The 19917-nt window shown below is 45.0% G+C and carries 15 protein-coding genes; 12 read left to right on the forward strand and 3 right to left on the reverse strand.

Annotation, left to right across the window (positions count from 1 at the left end; translation table 11 throughout):
- Positions 1-108 precede the first annotated feature (108 nt).
- Positions 109-753 carry a YesL family protein gene (locus NCY57_RS12970; RefSeq protein ID WP_059086770.1) on the reverse strand — a complete coding sequence of 215 codons (645 nt, stop codon included), beginning with the start codon at positions 751-753 and terminating at the stop codon, positions 109-111.
- Positions 754-1346: 593 nt separating this feature from the next.
- Between NCY57_RS12970 and NCY57_RS12975 the strand changes: the two genes are divergently transcribed.
- The 12 genes from NCY57_RS12975 (at position 1347) to larE (ending at position 16971) form a co-directional block, all read left to right on the forward strand.
- Positions 1347-2600 (forward strand): ABC transporter substrate-binding protein, encoded by a 1254-nt coding sequence (locus NCY57_RS12975; RefSeq protein WP_237972178.1) that lies wholly within the window; start codon positions 1347-1349, stop codon positions 2598-2600.
- Positions 2601-2699: 99 nt separating this feature from the next.
- Entirely contained in the window at positions 2700-3602 is a 903-nt protein-coding gene (locus NCY57_RS12980; RefSeq protein ID WP_092070265.1) for a carbohydrate ABC transporter permease, read from the forward strand.
- Positions 3603-3617: 15 nt separating this feature from the next.
- Positions 3618-4457: a carbohydrate ABC transporter permease gene (locus NCY57_RS12985; protein WP_092070262.1), complete on the forward strand. Its 840-nt coding sequence runs from the start codon at positions 3618-3620 to the stop codon at positions 4455-4457.
- Positions 4458-4637: 180 nt separating this feature from the next.
- On the forward strand, positions 4638-6857 hold the full coding sequence (locus NCY57_RS12990; RefSeq protein WP_195635154.1) for an alpha-galactosidase: 2220 nt from the start codon (positions 4638-4640) through the stop codon (positions 6855-6857).
- Positions 6858-7006: 149 nt separating this feature from the next.
- Positions 7007-7927: an AraC family transcriptional regulator gene (locus NCY57_RS12995; protein ID WP_110925843.1), complete on the forward strand. Its 921-nt coding sequence runs from the start codon at positions 7007-7009 to the stop codon at positions 7925-7927.
- 312 nt (positions 7928-8239) lie between these two features.
- Positions 8240-9565: an alpha-glucosidase/alpha-galactosidase gene (locus NCY57_RS13000; RefSeq protein WP_021650439.1), complete on the forward strand. Its 1326-nt coding sequence runs from the start codon at positions 8240-8242 to the stop codon at positions 9563-9565.
- A gap of 225 nt (positions 9566-9790) precedes the next feature.
- Positions 9791-10885 carry a GntR family transcriptional regulator gene (locus tag NCY57_RS13005; protein WP_250789743.1) on the forward strand — a complete coding sequence of 365 codons (1095 nt, stop codon included), beginning with the start codon at positions 9791-9793 and terminating at the stop codon, positions 10883-10885.
- Positions 10886-11062: 177 nt separating this feature from the next.
- Entirely contained in the window at positions 11063-12562 is a 1500-nt protein-coding gene (gene araA, locus NCY57_RS13010; protein ID WP_173740925.1) for an L-arabinose isomerase, read from the forward strand.
- 18 nt (positions 12563-12580) lie between these two features.
- Complete coding sequence (locus NCY57_RS13015) at positions 12581-14185, forward strand: xylulokinase (protein ID WP_173740924.1); 1605 nt, start codon at positions 12581-12583, stop codon at positions 14183-14185.
- Between the two features lie 173 nt (positions 14186-14358).
- Positions 14359-14907, forward strand: a complete 549-nt coding sequence (locus tag NCY57_RS13020) for a Uma2 family endonuclease (RefSeq protein WP_173740931.1) — start codon at positions 14359-14361, stop codon at positions 14905-14907.
- Positions 14908-15085: 178 nt separating this feature from the next.
- The gene (locus tag NCY57_RS13025; RefSeq protein ID WP_022426660.1) at positions 15086-15886 is read left to right on the forward strand and encodes an MBL fold metallo-hydrolase; all 801 of its coding nucleotides are present in this window, start codon (positions 15086-15088) and stop codon (positions 15884-15886) included.
- Positions 15887-16143: 257 nt separating this feature from the next.
- Positions 16144-16971 carry an ATP-dependent sacrificial sulfur transferase LarE gene (gene larE / locus NCY57_RS13030; RefSeq protein WP_173740923.1) on the forward strand — a complete coding sequence of 276 codons (828 nt, stop codon included), beginning with the start codon at positions 16144-16146 and terminating at the stop codon, positions 16969-16971.
- A gap of 145 nt (positions 16972-17116) precedes the next feature.
- Here larE and NCY57_RS13035 read toward each other — a convergent pair whose 3' ends face one another.
- Together NCY57_RS13035 and NCY57_RS13040 are read right to left on the reverse strand one after the other, a co-directional pair.
- Complete coding sequence (locus NCY57_RS13035) at positions 17117-19081, reverse strand: oleate hydratase (protein ID WP_021650431.1); 1965 nt, start codon at positions 19079-19081, stop codon at positions 17117-17119.
- A gap of 157 nt (positions 19082-19238) precedes the next feature.
- Positions 19239-19823 (reverse strand): TetR/AcrR family transcriptional regulator, encoded by a 585-nt coding sequence (locus tag NCY57_RS13040; protein ID WP_173740922.1) that lies wholly within the window; start codon positions 19821-19823, stop codon positions 19239-19241.
- Positions 19824-19917: the final 94 nt, after the last annotated feature.

Genomic DNA, 19917 nt, shown 5'->3' on the forward strand with positions numbered 1-19917 from the left:
CAACTCTGAGTGCTTTCCCCCTCGCAGATTTCCTCCGCTTTGAAAAGCGAAAATACTATATCTAAAAATACTATATCTAAATAAATAACAATTTTCCCAAGCTTTTCATCACAAAAGCGAAATATCCTCCTCCGGAGGAAGCAGCTTCTTAAAAAATCGATACAACAGCATCGAATTTATAAAAGCTACAAGTCCGAATCCAAAGAAAAACCAGCAGCATGCGTAAAGTGGCTGTAGCTTTGCATCGAGATATGTCATATACAATGGAAAGATCGTGATCACCGCAATGGCGATCGTTGTGGGGAAATGCATAAATGCCAGCAGAAACGCATTTCTGCAAAGTGCCCCCAGTGTATTGGCAAAGGTTGCGATCACCGGGAATATGTATAAAGTAAAAATTATCAGCAAAGTCAGAACCCCCACAGAAAGATAAAACAGCATATGTGCAGCGCTTCCTTCTGCATGGAGCAGAAAGCGGATATTCAGGATGATCATGGTTCCGGCAGCAAGGATCAGCAGCCATATGATCAGTGACTGTTTGAAGTTTTCCTTAAAAGCTCTGAAAAATGTTTTCGTTGTGCCGTTGTTATTCCCTTTTACTGTACGCATCATGCAGTGATAAAGTGCAGTTAGTGACGGCCCGATGGTGATCACGGGGATGCAGCAGAGAATAAAAAGAAGATTGGCGATCACGATGTCACCCAGCTTGTTGAGAAATACATGGACGACATTATCTTCATTTAAAAGATTCATAACGAAATACCTCCTTATATAGAAATGTAGAAATGAAAACAGACCATATGGGAAAAGTCCGATACAGCTAATCTTAGCATAGTTTTTGATTGTGTGTAAAGAGAGGGGACGCAGATAAGTATCAGCACGGTTTATGGGACTGTATAAAAAAACATGGAACTTTGCGTGCACATGTGAAAATGATGGCACGCATGGAATTATGTTAGGAAAGGAAAATTGTGTTTTTTGGAAAATGACATTTATACATGTGCTGAGTTAGTAAAAACATACAAAAACAGATATGTAAAAATGTTGGTTTTGCTACAAGGAAATAAATGGGTGCCAAAATATGCTCATAAATAGTGAAAAATATGAAAATATATGTAATAAATGAAAGAAAACATGTAAAAATGACGAATAATTAACTAAGTATGAACAAAAAATAGATAAAATGAATAAAAAAGTAACATTTTTCCATATTGAAATGACAATAATCCATTTATCATTTTTCCATGTGCAATTATAATAATATCAACGGTCAGGGACGTGAAAAAATATAAAAACTGACCAAAGAAAGAGGGAAAATAAGAAAGATTTAAAAGGAGGAAGAAGTTATGAATTTTAAAAGAGTAGCAGCATTATTGTTAGCAGGTGCCATGGTAATGACAGCAGTTCCGGTATATGCAAAAGGTGACGATGTTACACTTTCCGTATCCATCTGGGACACCAACCAGGAGCCGGGAATCAAAGAAATTCTTGCAGACTTCACAGAGAAGACAGGAATCAAGACAGAGATTTCCGTTGTTAAATGGGATGAGTACTGGACAATGCTCGAGGCCGGTGCACAGGGTGGTTCCCTTCCGGACGTATTCTGGATGCACTCCAACGAGAGTCAGAGATACATGTCCAACGATATGCTTCTTGATCTGACCGACAAGATCAAAGACAGCGATCTGATCGATCCGGAGAACTATCCGGAGGATATCTGGGGACTGTATACATACGATGATAAATATTATGCAGTACCGAAGGATATAGATACAATCGCTCTCTGGTACAACAAGACATTATTTGACGAGGCAGGACTTGATTATCCGACAGCTGACTGGACATGGGATGATGTTACAGAGGCAGCTAAGAAGCTTACTAAGGATGATGGTTCCCAGTACGGTCTCGCAATGAGAAATGATAACAACCAGGCCGGATACTACAACCTGATCTATGATAACGGCGGATACATCATCAGCGATGACAAGACAAAATCCGGCTGGGATGATGAGAAGACGATCGCAGCTATGCAGACACTGGAAGGATGGATCAAGGATGGCGTGATCCCGTCTCTTGAGACAATGTCCGAGAACAACGAGGACGTACTTTTCGAGGCTGGCAAGATCGCTATGACATGCCAGGGCTCCTGGATGCTTGCAGCATTTAAAGAGAACGAGTACACAGCAGCGAACTGTGATTGTGTAGAGCTTCCTAAGAACGCTGAGACAGGCAGAAGAGCTTCCTCATATAACGGACTTGGATGGGCAGCATCTGCTTCCGGTGAGCACACAGACGAAGCTTGGCAGCTGATCGAGTACCTCGGATCCAAAGAGGCTCAGGAGAAACAGGCTGAGCTTGGTGTTACAATGAGTGCATACAAAGATACATCTGATGCATGGGCTAAATCCGCAGACTTCAACCTTCAGGCTTATCTGAACATGATGGATGACATGGAGATCCGTCCATACTCCAAATCTACTGTAACATGGGAGAACGAGGACAACGAGATCCTTAAGGGCGTATACACAGGCGACATCACAATGGAAGAGGCTTGCAAGCAGATGGCTGATCAGATGAACGAGAAGCTGGCTGAGGAGTAAGCATTAAGAAACACCGATAATTAAGTGCAGTAATGAGAGGGGCCGCCGCACTCAGGTGCAGCGGCCTCATACATAGAAGGAATAGAAGGAGTGATTCTTATGGCTAAAACCACCAAGTCACAGGCACGGACAAAGAGAGAGCGCAGTGAGTTCCTCTGGGGCTGGCTGTTTATTCTCCCAACAACCATCGGATTGATCGTATTGAACATCATTCCGATCTTCCAGACTATTTACCAGAGCTTTTTCAAAACAGGAGATTTTGGTAAAGGAAATATCTTTATCGGTTTACAGAACTATCAGAAGGTTTTTGCAGATAAAGAGATCTGGCAGGCACTGATCAACACATTCAAATATGCGATCGTGGAGGTTCCTTTTTCCATTGCCATCGCACTTGTTCTTGCAGTACTTCTTAATAGAAAGATGAAGGGCCGTTCTGTTTACAGAACCATCATCTTCCTCCCGATGGTAGCAGCTCCGGCAGCGGTAGCCATGGTATGGAGATGGCTGTTCAACTCTGATTATGGTCTTATCAATAACGTTTTCCATGTTCATGTAAACTGGGTTTCTAATCCGAAAATTGCAGTATTTGCAGTTGCGATCATCGGTGTATGGTCTATCATCGGTTACAATATGGTTCTTTTTCTGGCAGGACTTCAGGAAATCCCGAGAGACTATTATGAAGCTGCATCTATTGACGGTGCTACAGGTGTGAATGCATTCTTTAACATCACGATCCCGCTTCTTTCACCAACCATTTTCTTCGTACTTGTTACCCGTGTGATCGGATCCCTTCAGGTATTCGACCTGATCTATATGGTTATTGACAAGTCAAACCCGGCACTTACCAAGACTCAGTCACTGGTTTATCTGTTCTATAAATATGCATTTATCAATAAGAACATGGGATACGGCGCTACGATCGTAGTAGTACTTCTTATTATCACCATGATCCTGACAGTATTCCAGATGATCGGTCAGAAGAAATGGGTATTCTACAACTAAAAAGGGGGATTAACCATGGATAGTATGGAAACAAAAAAGAAATTAACCACTATTTTAATACATGTCATACTGATCATTGTGTCCATAACGATGCTTGTGCCATTTATCTGGATGATCCTGACAGCTTTTAAATCTGTAACGGAAGCAACATCTGTAGATCCTTTCACCATTTTCCCGAAAATATGGAGAAAAGACGCATTTATTTCTGTTATCAATAACATGAACTTCCTGCTTCTGTACAAGAATACACTGCTTCTGATCTTCTTCCGAGTAGTGTGTGCAGTTCTTACAGCAACTATGGCAGGCTATGCATTTGGACGACTGAATTTCAAGGGTCGTGATCTCTGCTTTAGTCTTGTACTGTTCCAGATGATGGTTCCGGTACAGATCTTCATCATCCCGCAGTACCTGATGGTCAGCAAGATGGGTATGCTGAATACGATCTTTGCCCTTGTATTCCCAGGTATTGTCACTGCGTTCGGTACTTTCCTTCTGAGACAGGGATACATGGGACTGCCGAAGGATCTGGAGGAGGCTGCCAGACTTGATGGATGTAACATCGGGCAGACCTTCCTTTACATCATGGCACCACTTACAAGATCCAGTATGGTTGCACTTGGAATTTTCACAGCTGTATTCGCATTCAAAGATCTGATGTGGCCGATGATCGTTAATACAGATAAGGATATGCTGGTACTTTCTTCCGCACTTGCAAAGATGCAGGGCCAGTACGTATCCAAATTCCCGGAACTGATGGCTGCATCTCTGATCGCCTGCATTCCGATGATCGTGATCTACATGATCTTCCAGAAACAGTTTATCGAAGGTATTGCTACCAGCGGTGGAAAACTGTAATCAGAAATATTACATAAGGTAATACAAGACCGCTGACAATGTATATAACTGAGCATTTGGTTATTGAGGTTGTCAGCGGTATTTTTATCGAAGTAAATGCAAAAATGCACAGTCATTTGATGATTCTTAAGGAAAGAGGCGGATATTTTTATCCGCAGTAAACGAAAAAAGGAGAAAATTATGCCGATCAAATTTCACGAGGGATCAAAGACATTCCACATTTATAACAAACATTTAAGCTACATCACCTGTATCATGGAAAATGGTCAGATGGAGAATCTGTACTATGGAAAAGCCATCCGCGACAAAGAGGATTTCAGCTATCTCCACGAGGAGATCATGCGTTCTCTGATGGCTGTATGCGTTCCGGAGCCGGGACTTCTTTCCATGCAGTATACCAAACAGGAGTATCCTGTTTACGGAACCGGTGATTACAGAAGCCCTGCCCTTACTGTTCGTCAGGAGAACGGAAGCGAGATCGTAGATTTCAAATATGTTTCTCATGAGATCTATGGCGGCAAGAAGAAGCTTGCCGGTCTTCCGGCAACCTACACAGAGCGCCAGGAAGAAGCAACATCTCTGGACATTACACTTCATGATCCTGTGATGGATACAGACCTTGTTCTTACATATTCCGTATATGAGGATTACCCGGTGATCACTAGAAGCGCACGCCTTGTTCAGAAAGGGGATCAGAAGATCCGCCTCGAAAATGTGATGAGTGCAGCAGTGGAGTTCCCGGATATGGATTATGAGATGATCCATCTTTCCGGTGCGTGGGCACGTGAGCGTTATGTAAAAACACGCAAGCTTGAGATGGGTACACAGGCTGTACAGAGTCTTGCAGGAACCGGCTCCAGCTCTGAGCAGAATCCGTTTATCGCACTGAAACGTCCTCATACAACAGAAGACACAGGCGAGGTTTTCGGCTTCAGCTTTGTGTACAGCGGCAACTTCCTTGCTCAGGTCGAGGTTTCCACCTACGAGATGACACGAGTTATGATGGGAATCAATCCACAGGGATTTTCCTGGGAGCTTTCCAGAGATGAGGAATTCCAGACTCCGGAGGTTGTTATGGTATATAGCGATAAGGGCTTAAACGGAATGAGCCAGGCTTACCACAGACTGTACCGTGACCGCCTGATGCGCGGAAAATGGAGAAATCATGCACGACCGATCCTCCTCAATAACTGGGAGGCAACCTATTTTGACTTTAATGAGGAAAAAATCCTCAATATTGCAAAAAAAGCCAAAGAGGTTGGGGTAGAGCTTTTCGTTCTGGATGACGGATGGTTCGGAACCAGAAACGATGATTACCAGGGCCTTGGCGACTGGTTTGTAAATAAGAATAAGCTTCCAAACGGAATTTCCGGACTTTCCCGCAAGATTGAGGAGATGGGCCTGAAATTCGGTCTCTGGGTAGAGCTTGAGATGGTAAACAAGAACAGCGACTGCTACAGAGCACATCCGGACTGGCTCATCGGAGCACCGGAGCGTTTTGAGTCCCACTCAAGACATCAGCATGTTCTTGATTTTTCCAGACCTGAGGTTGTGGATTTCATTTATGATTCCATCTCAAAAGTTATCGAGGAATCTTCCATTTCCTACATTAAATGGGATATGAACCGTTACATGTCCGAGCCTTTCAGCCGCGGCGCATCTGCAGCAGATCAGGGCAAGACCATGCATAAATATATCCTTGGTGTTTATGAACTGTATACAAGACTGACAGAGAGATTCCCTGACATCCTCTTTGAATCCTGCGCAAGCGGCGGAGCAAGATTTGATCCTGGAATGATGTATTTTGCACCGCAGACATGGACCAGTGATGATACCGATGCAGCAGAGAGAGAAAAGATTCAGTACGGTACCTCCTTTGTTTATCCGATCGTCAGCATGGGATCTCATGTATCAGCAGTACCGAATCATCAGTTGCACCGTACCACACCGCTTTCTACAAGAGCAAATGTGGCATATTTCGGAACCTTTGGCTATGAGCTGGATCTGAACCTTTTAAGTGCCAAAGAGATCGAAGAGGTAAAGGCACAGGTGGAATTCATGAAGGAACATCGTGACCTGATCCAGGTGGAGGGTGATTTCTACCGTATCTTAAGCCCGTTCGAAGGAAATGATACTGCATGGATGGTTGTTTCCAGAGACAAAAAACAGGCAGTTGCTGGATACTATGAAAGACTGAACAAGGTCAATGCTTCCTGGATGCGTCTGCGCTTCAAGGGTCTTGACGAGGACCAGCTTTACAAAGTAAAATGGGAAGATAAGTGCCTGAAAGCTTACGGAAATGAGCTGATGTATGCAGGAATCCCGGTTGATCGTGACTACTGCAATAAGACAAACGGTGATTTCCATTCTGTATTGTATACAATTGAAGCAGAGGGTTGATTTCTGTAAATGATAGAATAAAAACTGTCTGCAGAAAGACATCCGCCTGACCAGAAATATAACAGGCCGCCGGATATGGCGGCCTGTTATTGGGTAGCGAAGCAGCTCACAGGCGGAAACATAATATATGACATCAGGGAGGTGACAAGTTGCTTCATACAGTTGGTTTTACAAACTCAGACAGATATAAATGTCTGGAGAATTTAAAGAAAGGTGCGGTGGATCTCTGCCTTACCTATTGTGGGTGGGAAAACTGCGATCCGGGACATCGCTTTGGACCAAATAAAAGGATTTCCCATGTGCTTCATATCGTGGAATCCGGAACCGGGGTTTTTGAGATGGATGGACAGCAGTATCATCTGACCGGCGGGGAGGCATTTCTGATCCCATCCAGTGTGGAGGCCTGGTATGAGGCAGATATGGACAATCCCTGGACGTACCGCTGGGTAGGATTTGAGGGAATGACTGCAGAGGAAGTGATCCATGTAAGTGGTTTCAGCCGGGAAAATCCGGTCCGAAGGATCCACTGCATGGAAAATGCCGCGAAGTATATTGATGCAATGGTCCAGACCAACAAGCTTGTTTTTGAAAATGAGCTGAAACGGAATGGACTTCTGATGCTCCTTTTGTCTGATCTGATCGTAGATAACCGGGATGCATGTCTGAGAGAAGGCAAGCTTCTTCCGTCCCACAGATATCCCAATTCCGTTTATGTGGAGCATGCAGTAGATTACATTGCAGCCAACTTTGACAAGCGGCTTAAGATCAATGAGCTGGCAGACCGCATCGGAGTCAACCGCAGCTATCTTACCAGCACCTTTAAGAAAAGCCTCGGATGTTCCCCGCAGGAATACCTGATGAATCTCCGCATTGAGAAAGCCAAATCACTTCTGAAAAAAGGAGATATCCAGGTCAACGAGGTGGCTGCAAGAGTGGGATATGGAGACCCTTTAGCTTTTTCTAAAGTTTTTAAAGCAAGAACAGGAAGGAGTCCAAGAGAATATAAAGAAGAAAAAAGAAGCCTTGTGGTGAAAGGGAAGAAAGGGGATTATACAGAATCTGAGCCCTGATCCTGTGATATATTTCACGAAGAAAAAAGAACTCTCTGTCTGGCCGGAATATATAAAATTCTGGTATCGGGCAGAGCGTTTTTTATGTCATAAGAAATGTTATAGAAAATTACTTCCAGGTATCTCATGCAACAAAACAACAATTATTAACATCAAAGTACATATTTTAAACAAGTTTCCGGTAGTATGATAAGATCACAAAGAAAACGAAGCGGGACTGCACCGCAAAAATAGCAGAAAATCAGGAATTTCAAAGAAAAATACAAGAATTCCGGATAAGAGACCCAACAAAGGAAACAGGAGGAAACGAACATGATCAAAATTACATTCATGGGAGCAGGAAGCACGGTTTTCGCAAGAAATGTACTTGGCGATTGTATGTGCACACCGGCACTTCGCGAGAGCGAGATCGCACTTTATGATATTGACGAGAAGAGACTGGAGGATTCCAGAATTATCTTAAGTGCCATCAACCACAACGTAAACGAGGACCGCGCAGTGATCAAAACTTATCTCGGTGCCGAGAACCGTAAAGATGCACTTCGAGATGCAGATTTCGTAGTCAACGCCATTCAGGTAGGCGGCTATGAGCCATGCACAGTTACAGACTTTGAGATCCCGAAGAAATACGGCATTAAACAGACTATCGCAGATACCTTGGGAATCGGCGGAATCATGCGTGCACTTCGTACCATTCCGGTCCTGGAAGAGTTTGCCCGGGATATGGAAGAAGTCTGCCCGAACACTCTGTTCCTGAACTACTCCAACCCTATGGCAATGCTTACCGGCTATATGCAGCGTTTTACAAAGATCCGTACCGTAGGCCTCTGTCACAGCGTTCAGGTCTGCTCCCAGAAGCTTCTTGAGGGAATGGGAATGGAAGACAAGATTGAGGGACGTACAGAGCTGATCGCAGGTATCAACCACATGGCATGGCTCCTTGAGATCCACGACAAAGACGGAAATGATCTGTATCCGGAGATCCGCAGAATTGCCGAGGAGAAGAATACCTCCGGTGAGAAGCATGAGGACATGGTGCGTTATGAGTATATCCGTCATCTTGGATACTATTGTACAGAGTCCAGTGAGCACAATGCAGAGTATAATCCGTTCTTCATTAAATCCAAATATCCGGAGATGATCGAGGAGTTCAATATTCCGCTTGACGAATATCCGAGAAGATGTATCAAACAGATCGAGGGCTGGGAAAAAGAGCGCGAGGATATCCTCAAGGATGGTAAGATTGGTCATGAGAGAAGTAAAGAGTATGCTTCCTACATCATGGAGGCTGTTGTTACAAACACACCGTACAAGATCGGTGGAAATGTTCTTAACAACGGTTACATCGATAACCTTCCGTCAGATGCCTGCGTAGAGGTTCCATGCTATATCGACGGAACCGGTGTACATCCGGTAAAAGTGGGCAAGCTTCCTACACAGCTGGCAGCTATGAATTTATCCAATGTCAGCCCGCAGCTCCTTGCTATTGAGGCAGCAGTGACCAAAGACCGCCAGAAAATCTATCAGGCAGCCATGATGGACCCGCACACAGGTGCAGAGCTGAACATCAAAGACATCCAGGCAATGTGTGATGAGCTGATCGAGGCACATGGGGATTATATGAAGATGTACCGCTAAGGCAGGAAATGATCGGAAGGCAGCAAAAACTTTGAAATAAATATGCAAGGCGGCATATAAAGGCCGGAACACCAGAATGGGGAGGGTGTTCCGGCCTTTCTTTATATGGAACTTTTGATAAATAATAAAAACAACTTGTTCGCATGTATATACAAGTTATAAAATAATTACAGATGAAACGAACAGGATAAATACAGATCAAAATACAAACGAAGGGAGGAGCTTATGGCAGAAAACGGAAAAGCAAAATATTATGCACTGATGGAAGAAATGAAAACAGACATTCTTTCCGGAAAGATCCGTCCGGGTGAGAAGCTTCCCTCTGAAAACCAGCTCAGTGTACGCTATGGGCTGAGCAGGCATACGGTGCGAAAGGCTCTGGGGATCCTGGCAGGAGATGGATACATAGAATCCTTTCAGGGAAAAGGAACCTTCTGTGCGGATGTGCTCCGACAGATTCACGGAACCGGAAACATCGCAGTGGTGACTACATATATATCGGATTATATTTTTCCCAGGCTGATCCAGGGGATCGATGAGGTGCTGTCCGATAATGGGTACAGTATCATCCTCAAAAATACAGGAAACAGCCGTCAGAAGGAGGCAAGATTCCTGGAAGAGCTGATCAGTAAGGGAATTGACGGATTGATCATTGAACCAAGCAAAAGCGAGGTGTTGTGCAGACATGTAAGTTTGTATGAAACACTGGACAAGTATCAGATCCCATATATTTTTATCCAGGGACTGTATACGGAGATGCAGGAAAAACCCCATATCCTTATGGATGATGCAGGTGGCGGTTATCTTGTTACAAAGCATCTCCTGGATTCCGGCAGACGTAACATTGCAGGATTTTTCAAGGCAGATGACCGTCAGGGGATCGAACGGCATAAGGGTTATGTGAAGGCTTTGCAGGAGCATGGAATTGCCTATGATCCGGATAAGGTGGTCTGGTTTCACACCGAGGACCGGCGAAAAAAGCCGGCTCTTATGGTCCGGAACATGATCCGTCAGAACTGCCTTCCGGAGGGAATTGTATGTTACAACGACCAGATCGCTGTCCAGGTCATGGAAGAACTGGAACGTCAGGGCAAAAAGATCCCGGAAGATGTTGCGGTAACCGGCTATGATAATTCACTATATGCAAGACAGGGACAGGGCATTACCACTATCACCCATCCCCAGGAAAAACTGGGAGAGATGGCGGCAAAGCTTCTCCTGGAAAAGCTGGGCGGTGTGCCTGATGAAGAAAGTACCGTAGAACGTCTGATCCGTCCGGAACTGATCATACGGGGCAGCAGCGTGAAAGCAGGGGCATGAGCACAGATACATAACCGTTTTATCAGATCGTTTTATTAGAGAATGAAGCAATATAGCTTACAGAGAGCCTTATAACATTTCAGAAGATCGGACGCATGTTGGCAGTAGAAATGGGCTGCAGATTTTCAGGAATGTTATGCATATGATATTAATTTTATTTTAAGGAGGATCTTTCACATGAAAACAGGAAGAGATTACAAATTCTGGTTTTGCACAGGTTCACAGGATCTTTACGGAGATGAGTGTCTCCGCAAGGTAGCCGAGCATTCCAAGATCATCGTAGAGGAGCTGAATAAATCCGGCGTACTTCCGTTTGAGGTTGTATGGAAACCAACGCTGATCACAAATGAGCTGATCCGTAAAACCTTTAATGATGCCAATGCAGACGAAAATTGTGCCGGCGTGATCGCATGGATGCACACATTTTCCCCGGCAAAATCCTGGATTCTTGGTCTCAAAGAGTATCGTAAACCGCTGTGTCACCTTCATACACAGTTCAATGTGGAGATTCCTTATGAAACCATTGATATGGACTTTATGAATGAGAACCAGTCCGCACATGGCGGCCGTGAGTTTGGCCATATGGTAACCCGAATGGGAATCGAGCGTAAGGTCATTGCAGGACACTGGGCAGACAAAAAGATCCAGGAGCGTCTGGCATCCTGGATGCGTACTGCAGTTGGTATCATGGAAAGCAGCCATATCCGTGTATGCCGTGTTGCGGATAACATGAGAAATGTAGCCGTAACAGAGGGCGATAAGGTTGAGGCTCAGATGAAATTCGGATGGGAGATCGATGCTTATCCGGTTAATGAGATCGCAGAATATGTTCAGGATGTAAGCCAGGGAGATATTGATGTTCTGGTAGAAGAATATTATAATAAATACGATATGATTCTGGATGGACGTGACCCTGAGGAATTTAAGAAGCATGTAGCAGTCCAGGCAGGGATCGAGATCGGTTTTGAGCGATTCCTCGAGGAGAAAAATTATCAGGCTATCGTAACACACTTTGGTGATCTGGGCTCCCTGAAACAGCTTCCGGGACTTGCGATCCAGCGACTGATGGAAAAAGGCTATGGCTTTGGTGGCGAGGGTGACTGGAAAACAGCAGCTATGGTTCGCCTGATGAAGATCATGGCAGCAGGAAAAAAGGACGCCAGGGGTACTTCCTTTATGGAGGACTACACTTATAACCTGGTACCGGGTAAAGAGGGAATCCTTGAGGCACATATGCTGGAGGTTTGCCCATCCGTTGCTGATGGCAAGGTCAGCATGCGTGTATGCCCGCTTTCCATGGGAGATCGTGAAGATCCTGCAAGACTGGTATTTACTTCTAAGACAGGTCCTGGAATCGCAACATCCCTGGTTGACCTTGGTGACCGTTTCCGTCTGCTGATCAATGAGGTTGAGTGTAAGAAAACAGAGAAGCCGATGCCTGCACTTCCGGTAGGTACTGCATTCTGGACACCGAAGCCGGATCTTTCCACAGCAGCAGAAGCATGGATTCTTGCCGGCGGCGCACATCACACTGCATTTACCTATGACCTTACTGCAGAGCAGATGGGTGACTGGGCAGCAGCTATGGGTATTGAAGCGGTTTATATTGATGGCGATACAACGATCCGGAATCTGCAGAATGAGCTGAGATGGAACAGCATGTATTTCAGCAAATAATATGGGAGGTTTTTTACAATGGGAGTAAATGAGGCAAAAACAGCAATTCTTGAGAATCGCACGGCTCTTGGTATTGAGTTTGGTTCCACAAGGATCAAGGCAGTTCTGGTGGACGATAAGAACCAGCCCATCGCATCCGGAGCCTATGAATGGGAGAACCAGTATGTGGATGGTATCTGGACATACAGCCTAGAGGAGATCTGGAAAGGTCTCCAGGGCAGTTACCAGGATATGGCAGAAGATGTTCAGAAAAAATATGGAGTGGAGCTTACAAGCGTAGGTGCGTTTGGTGTCAGTGCCATGATGCATGGCTATATGCCGTTTAATAAAGAGGGAGAGCTGATGGTCCCGTTCCGTACCTGGAGAAACAACATCACAGGAGAAGCCTCTGAGAAGCTGGCAGAGCTTTTCCATTACAATATCCCTCAGAGATGGAGCATCGCACACCTGTATCAGGCGATCCTTAACGGTGAGGAGCATGTAAAAGATATCGATTATATCACCACTCTGGAAGCCTATGTGCACTGGAAACTCACCGGAAAAAGAGTGCTTGGTATCGGTGATGCGGCAGGTATGTTCCCGATCGACAGTGAAACGAAGGACTATAACGAGGAGATGGTTCAGAAGTTCGATGAACTGGTTGCACCTTATGGTTTCCCATGGAAGCTTCGCGATATTATGCCGAAAGCTCTGGTGGCAGGTCAGGATGCAGGAGTTCTTACTGAGGAAGGCGCAAAGCTTCTGGATGTAAGTGGAAAGCTGAAAGCTGGAATCCCGATGTGTCCGCCTGAGGGAGACGCAGGAACCGGTATGGTTGCCACAAACAGTGTCCGTCGGCGTACCGGAAATGTTTCTGCGGGAACATCTGTATTTGCCATGATCGTCCTGGAGAGGGCACTTTCCAAACCGTATAAAGAAATCGACATGGTTACCACTCCGGCAGGAGATCCGGTTGCCATGGCACATTCCAACAACTGTACTTCGGATCTGAACGCATGGGTAAATGTGTTTAAGGAATTTGCAGAAGCTATGGGCATGGAAGTAGATATGAACAAACTGTTCGGAACTCTTTATAACAAAGCCATGGAAGGCGACCCGGACTGTGGCGGACTTCTTTCCTACTGCTATTTCTCCGGCGAGCATATGACCGGCTTTGAAGAGGGACGTCCACTGTTTGTACGTTCTCCTGAGAGCAAATTTACACTGGCAAACTTTATGCGAAATAATCTTTACACCTGCCTCGGCGCCATGCGTGTAGGTCTGGATATCCTTCTGAATCAGGAGCATGTAAAGATCGATAAGCTTCTGGGCCACGGCGGCCTCTTTAAGACAAAGGGGGTCGGCCAGCAGATTCTTGCAGATGCGGTAGATGCACCGGTATCTGTAATGTCCACAGCAGGAGAAGGCGGAGCCTGGGGAATCGCACTTCTGGCTTCCTATCTGATTAACAGGAGAGAGGGCGAAGACCTTGCGGATTTCCTGGATGAAGATGTCTTCAAAGGAAACGAAGGCAGCACACTGGCGCCGGAAGCAGAAGGCGTGAAAGGATTCAACGCATTTATGGATCGATATATGAAGGGTCTTGGCATTGAGCGTGCGGCTGTAGAGTCTGAGATATGGTAAAACGAAGAACGGATTGAAATAAAAATCTTCGATTTACTGGCATAATAGAAAAATCTGTTAATTTATTGTATGTGCTTAAAGAGGAATATAAATGAAGCAGATGATTTATGAAAAGAAGAAACCGACTCCGGGCCAGCTTGTACATATCATGATCGACCGTCCAATGAACAGTTATAGTGAAAGAAGATATTTACACCATTGAAGATATTTATAATTTTCCTGAGGGGGAACGGGCAGAACTGATTGATGGACAGATTTATTATATGGCACCGCCCAGCAGGAAACATCAGAAGATTTCAGGAGAAATATTTGCTTCTGTCAGTGAGTATATTCGTTCCAATAAGGGAAAATGTGAAATTTATGCGGCTCCGTTTGCTGTATTTTTGGATGAAAAATCAAATACCTACGTTGAAACGGATATTTCTGTTATCTGCGATGCAGATAAACTGGATGACAGAGGGTGCAAGGGAGCACCGGACTGGATCGTGGAAATTGTATCTCCTTCCAGCAAGCAGATGGATTATTATACGAAACTGTTTAAATATCGAACTGCCGGAGTAAGAGAATACTGGCTGGTAGATCCGGATAAGAATCTTGTTCTGGTATATAATTTTGAACATGGAACCTCGGAACCATATACATTACAGGATTCTGTGAAAGCAGGAATATATGAAGATTTGTGGATTGATTTTTCTGCTATGAAAATGAATGGATCTTATTGAAAATATTTCTTCATAATGTTATCATTGGACACGAAAAACACAGAAAAAATAAGAAAAAAAATTAAACGGTTGTATATGTGTCTGTAATATGACCAGAGACAGCCGGTCAGAGTGTCAGAGAGCAGAATGGTGGGTGGCTGAATGTTTGATGACCAGGGCTATACAGGAGGAGAACAGAATGAAATTAACCATGCTTGGAACAGGTAACGCACTGGTAACAGAGTGCTACAATACATGTTTTGTGCTCAGCGATGAGTACGGCCATTTTCTGGTTGACGGAGGCGGCGGAAATACGGTGCTTTCCCAGCTGAAGAAGGCTGGCGTTGATCTGATGGATGTTCATGAGATCTTTGTTACACATAAGCACGTAGACCATATCATGGGGATCGTGTGGGTGATCCGCATCATTTGCCAGAACATGAAAAAAGGCACTTATCAGGGCGAGGCAAACATCTATGCTCATGATGAAGTGATCGGACTTCTCAAAGACATGGCATTTAAGCTTCTGAATAAGAAGGAGACACAGTACATCGGTGACAGACTTCATCTGATCGAGGTAAAAGACGGCGAGGAAAAAACAATTCTTAATAAGAAAGTGACCTTCTTTGATATCGGTTCCACCAAAGCGAAACAGTTCGGTTTCCAGATGATCTATGACGGTGGTAAGGTACTTACCTGCTGCGGAGACGAGCCATACAATGAATGTGAAGAGAAATACGCAAAAGGCAGCGACTGGATGTTCCACGAAGCATTCTGCTTGTATGGACAGCGTGATATCTTCAATCCATATGAGAAGCATCACTCCACAGTTAAGGATGCCAGTGAGCTGGCTGAGAACCTTGGAGTTAAGAATCTTGTCCTGTATCACACAGAGGATAAGAACATTAAAAAACGTAAAGAGCTTTACGGAGCAGAAGGCAGAGAGTATTATCACGGAAATTTGTTTGTTCCGGATGATCTTGATGTGATCGAAATGTAATAACTGTAAAAAGAAAGACTGGAAGTATGGCATATGCTGTATTTCCGGTCTTATTATGTTTGGAAACAGAGAGGATACTAATAAATTTCATAGTACATCTGTCAGGTAGAAAAATACTTGTATGGCAAAAAGGTATCGTTTACAATAAAGAATACACACATAGCATTGCAAGAGTATGTCAATAAGAACAGATTTGAAAATTACAGATTCGGATCCGGCAAAAATAAGATTTTACAAATTACGAGGTGACAGAACATATGCCAGCAACAGATAACATCACACTTGAAAAAAAATACAGAAAACTCCAGGAAATCCTCCGTTCCCTGGGAAGTGTAGCCGTAGCTTTTTCCGGTGGAGTGGACTCCACATTTTTGCTGAAAGCTGCACAGGAAACACTTGGCGACAAAGCTATGGCCATTACCGCATGTCCATGCTCCTTCACCGACAGAGAACTGAAAGAAACGCAAGATTTCTGCCAGGAAAATCACATTTGCCAGGAGATATGCAAGATCAACGAATTCGACATCCCGGGGTTCCGTCAGAATCCGCCGGACCGCTGCTATATCTGCAAAAAAGCCATCTTTACCAGACTTTGGGAAGCTGCAAAGGCGCGCCATATGAACATGATCGTGGAAGGTTCCAACATGGATGATCTGGGCGACTACCGTCCGGGAAAAAGGGCTATCCAGGAGCTTGGGGTCCGCAGTCCGCTCCAGGAAGCAGGCCTCTATAAAGAAGAGATCCGGGAGCTGTCAAAAGACATGAATCTTCCAACCTGGAACAAGCCATCTTTTGCCTGTCTTGCTTCCAGATTTGTATACGGTGAGACCATTACCGAGGAGAAGCTTCACATGGTAGATCAGGCCGAGCAGTTTCTGATGGATCTGGGATTCCATCAGTTCCGTGTTCGCATCCACGGTACCATGGCAAGGATCGAGGTTCCGGAAGAAGAGATCCTGAAAATTGCAGATAATGAAACAAGAGCAAAGATCACAGAGAAATTCCGCACATTGGGATTTTCTTACGTGACTCTGGATCTTCAGGGCTTCCGTTCCGGAAGTATGAATGAAACACTGGGAAAATAAGTATCAGAAAATAAAATAATCCCCCGGAAATACCGCGTGAGAAGTATTTCCGGGGGATTGCTGCACGAATAGAACCGGAGGCTCCGTTACTGTTTTCAAATCTTAATTTTCGGATTGAGAATATCTGTCTGGCAGGCTGTATATTTTACATATAATCCTTCAGCACATCATGATCCCGCAGTACCTTCTCAACCACAGTACCCTTCACAACATTAAGAAGTGGTTTCTTCAGTGCATTCAGCGGCCCTGGCAGCTGGATCTCCAGCGGGGATTTTCCGTCCATCAGCTTCACACTGCTGTCCAGAAGCTCACGGATATCGTAAACGCTTCCCCATACTTCCGGAACACCACGGTCTACACCGAAAAGTCCGTATACAGCCTCCATTGCAGTACGTACGGAATACTCTGTTGTGAATACGGTATCACGAGGAGTATCCGCAAACTGGCCCAGGAATGCAAAGTTTACACAGCCATCCGGGATAACATCCGGGCGGTCACCTTTGGTACGCGGCATGAAGAAGGCGGTGATGTACGGCATCATGGTCGGAACGCAGACAGCACTGTTTTCTGCCATATCGTCGATCTGATCTACCGGAACACCCAGGTGGTACAGCCACTCAGCGGTAATTTCCTTACCGGTACAATCCTTCATCGGTTTTTTGATATAATCACCGGGAACATCGGTAAACAGTCCGTAAACCCATACGCAGACTTTCTTCGGATCCTGTTCCTTGAACTGTCCCTGACGGTTGATGGTCCAGCTTAAGAGCCATTTGGAATCCTGGCAGCTTACGATACCACCGGTAACAACCTTGCCGGTACGTGGGTCACGCTGGCAGATGTTGGTGATATAAGGGATGATACGGTCATCCAGAGTGGTGACAGTAGCAGATTCCCAGTTTGTCTTGGCAATGTCTGAGCAGAATTTCTCCGGATGTCCGAATGACGGATCCTGAGCTGCGATATTTTTCCACAGGGACCAAACGCCACTGGTACGGACCTCCGCGTCGCCGTTTGGCGCGTGGTTCTGGTCGCCGTAGATCGTACCCTCTGTACAGCTTCCGTTAGTGACGAAAACATAATCATTCTCTGTAAGAAGGATACCCTGCTCCACACCTTTTACCTTGCACTCGATAGCAGTGGCGATCTTTTTGCCATCCTTGAAATTAAAGATCACGTTTGTGACCTCAGTATTAAACTGGAAGTCAACACCTGCATCCTCCAGATATTTTTTCATGGGAAGGATCAGGGATTCGTACTGGTTGTACTTGGTGAATTTCAGGGCGCTGAAATCCGGAAGGCCTGCAATGTGGTGGATAAAACGCTGGAAGTAAAGCTTCATCTCCAGAGCACTGTGCCAGTTTTCAAATGCGAACATGGTTCTCCAGTACAGCCAGAAGGTGGAATCAAACACTTCATCGTCAAATACATCTTCGATGGTTTTATCGTAAAGATCCTCATCCTTTGTCATGAACAGCTTCATGATCTCCATGCAGCCCTTCTGGCTCAGGTTGAATTTTCCGTCGGTGTGGGCATCCTGTCCACGGTTGACGGTTGCACGGCAGAGAGAATAGTTCGGGTCGTGCTTGTTCAGCCAGTAGAACTCGTCCAGAACAGAAGCACCCGGTTTTTCAAGGGAAGGAATACTGCGGAAAAGATCCCACAGGCACTCGAAATGGTTTTCCATCTCACGACCGCCACGCATGATATAGCCTCTGGACGGATCAAAGATTCCATCGCAGGCACCTCCGGCAATATCCATGGCTTCCAGGATGTGGATATGATCACCTGGCATCTGTGCGTCTCTTACCAGGAAGCATGCAGCAGCCAGGGAAGCAAGACCGCTTCCTACAATGTAGGCATGCTTGTCGTCCACACCTTCCGGTTTTTCCGGACGGGCAAAGGCTTCGTAGTTACCGTTGGAATAATAAATCCCTTTGCTGTTTTTGTCATGCTTTCCACGCTCGGTGTTGCGGTAGTTTGTAGTAGTTTCTTTCACATGGAGGTTTTCCTCTTCGTTGATCTCTCTTGTTTTTTTCATCAGCATGGCTGCGCCGGCTCCGGCTGCCGCAAGTGCTGCAAGTCCCATGAATCCTTTTTTATCTGACATATGACATCCACCTTTCGTAAATGAGATACCTGTTTGTATCGGATTAACTGTTCTTTGTTGCTGTTGAGGCTATGATAGCCCATCCGAAAAAAAGATTCTATTTACAAAATACCGAAAGTGTTCAGTTTTTTATCATTATGTCTGTTTTGATAAGTTTTTATTCTGTATGCATTTCTGCTGTTTTGTTTCTGGCGGCAAAATTGCGGATGGCGTTGTCGATGCTTCCGTACAGTGCGGTTGCGGTATCATCTGCGATTTCGCGATAATCTTCGCGCATGCCGTTTTTGATCCAGTCCAGCATGATCCCTACAAAGCTGTATTTATACAGATCTGCGATAAAAATTTTCTGTTCATCCGTGATGGGGATATCTTTTGATTTTTCTGCTACCACGCCCATAAGAAGATCGCAGGTAAGTTGGAACAGATAATTCTCAATCTGTTCCCGCCCCACGCAGCGGTATACATTTAAGATAAACGGCTTGTTTTCCATCACGGCATCAAAGATCTGCAGAAGCCCTTCGTGCCATGTGGAAGAGGTTTTTTTGCCCTGAAGGGCAATTCTGGCATCTTCCAGACAGCACCACTCCACAAGATCATAGATATCTTTGAAATGATAGTAAAAAGTCATGCGGCTGATCCCGCAGTCCGTAGTCAGGTCATTGATGGTGATCTTATCTAAAGGTTTCTTAAGAAGTAGATGCTTCAGGGATTCTTCCAGGGCAAGCTTGGTTGCATTTGTCATGTTTTGCGGCCTCCTTTGGTAATGTTGTGGTTACTAATATAACATGAAAGTGCACAGAAAATCCATGCCAAACAGTGACTTTTCTGTGAAATTA

The organism is Blautia sp. MB18-30 (assembly GCF_023669475.1).
Classification (GTDB): Bacteria; Bacillota; Clostridia; order Lachnospirales; family Lachnospiraceae; genus Blautia_A; species Blautia_A fusiformis.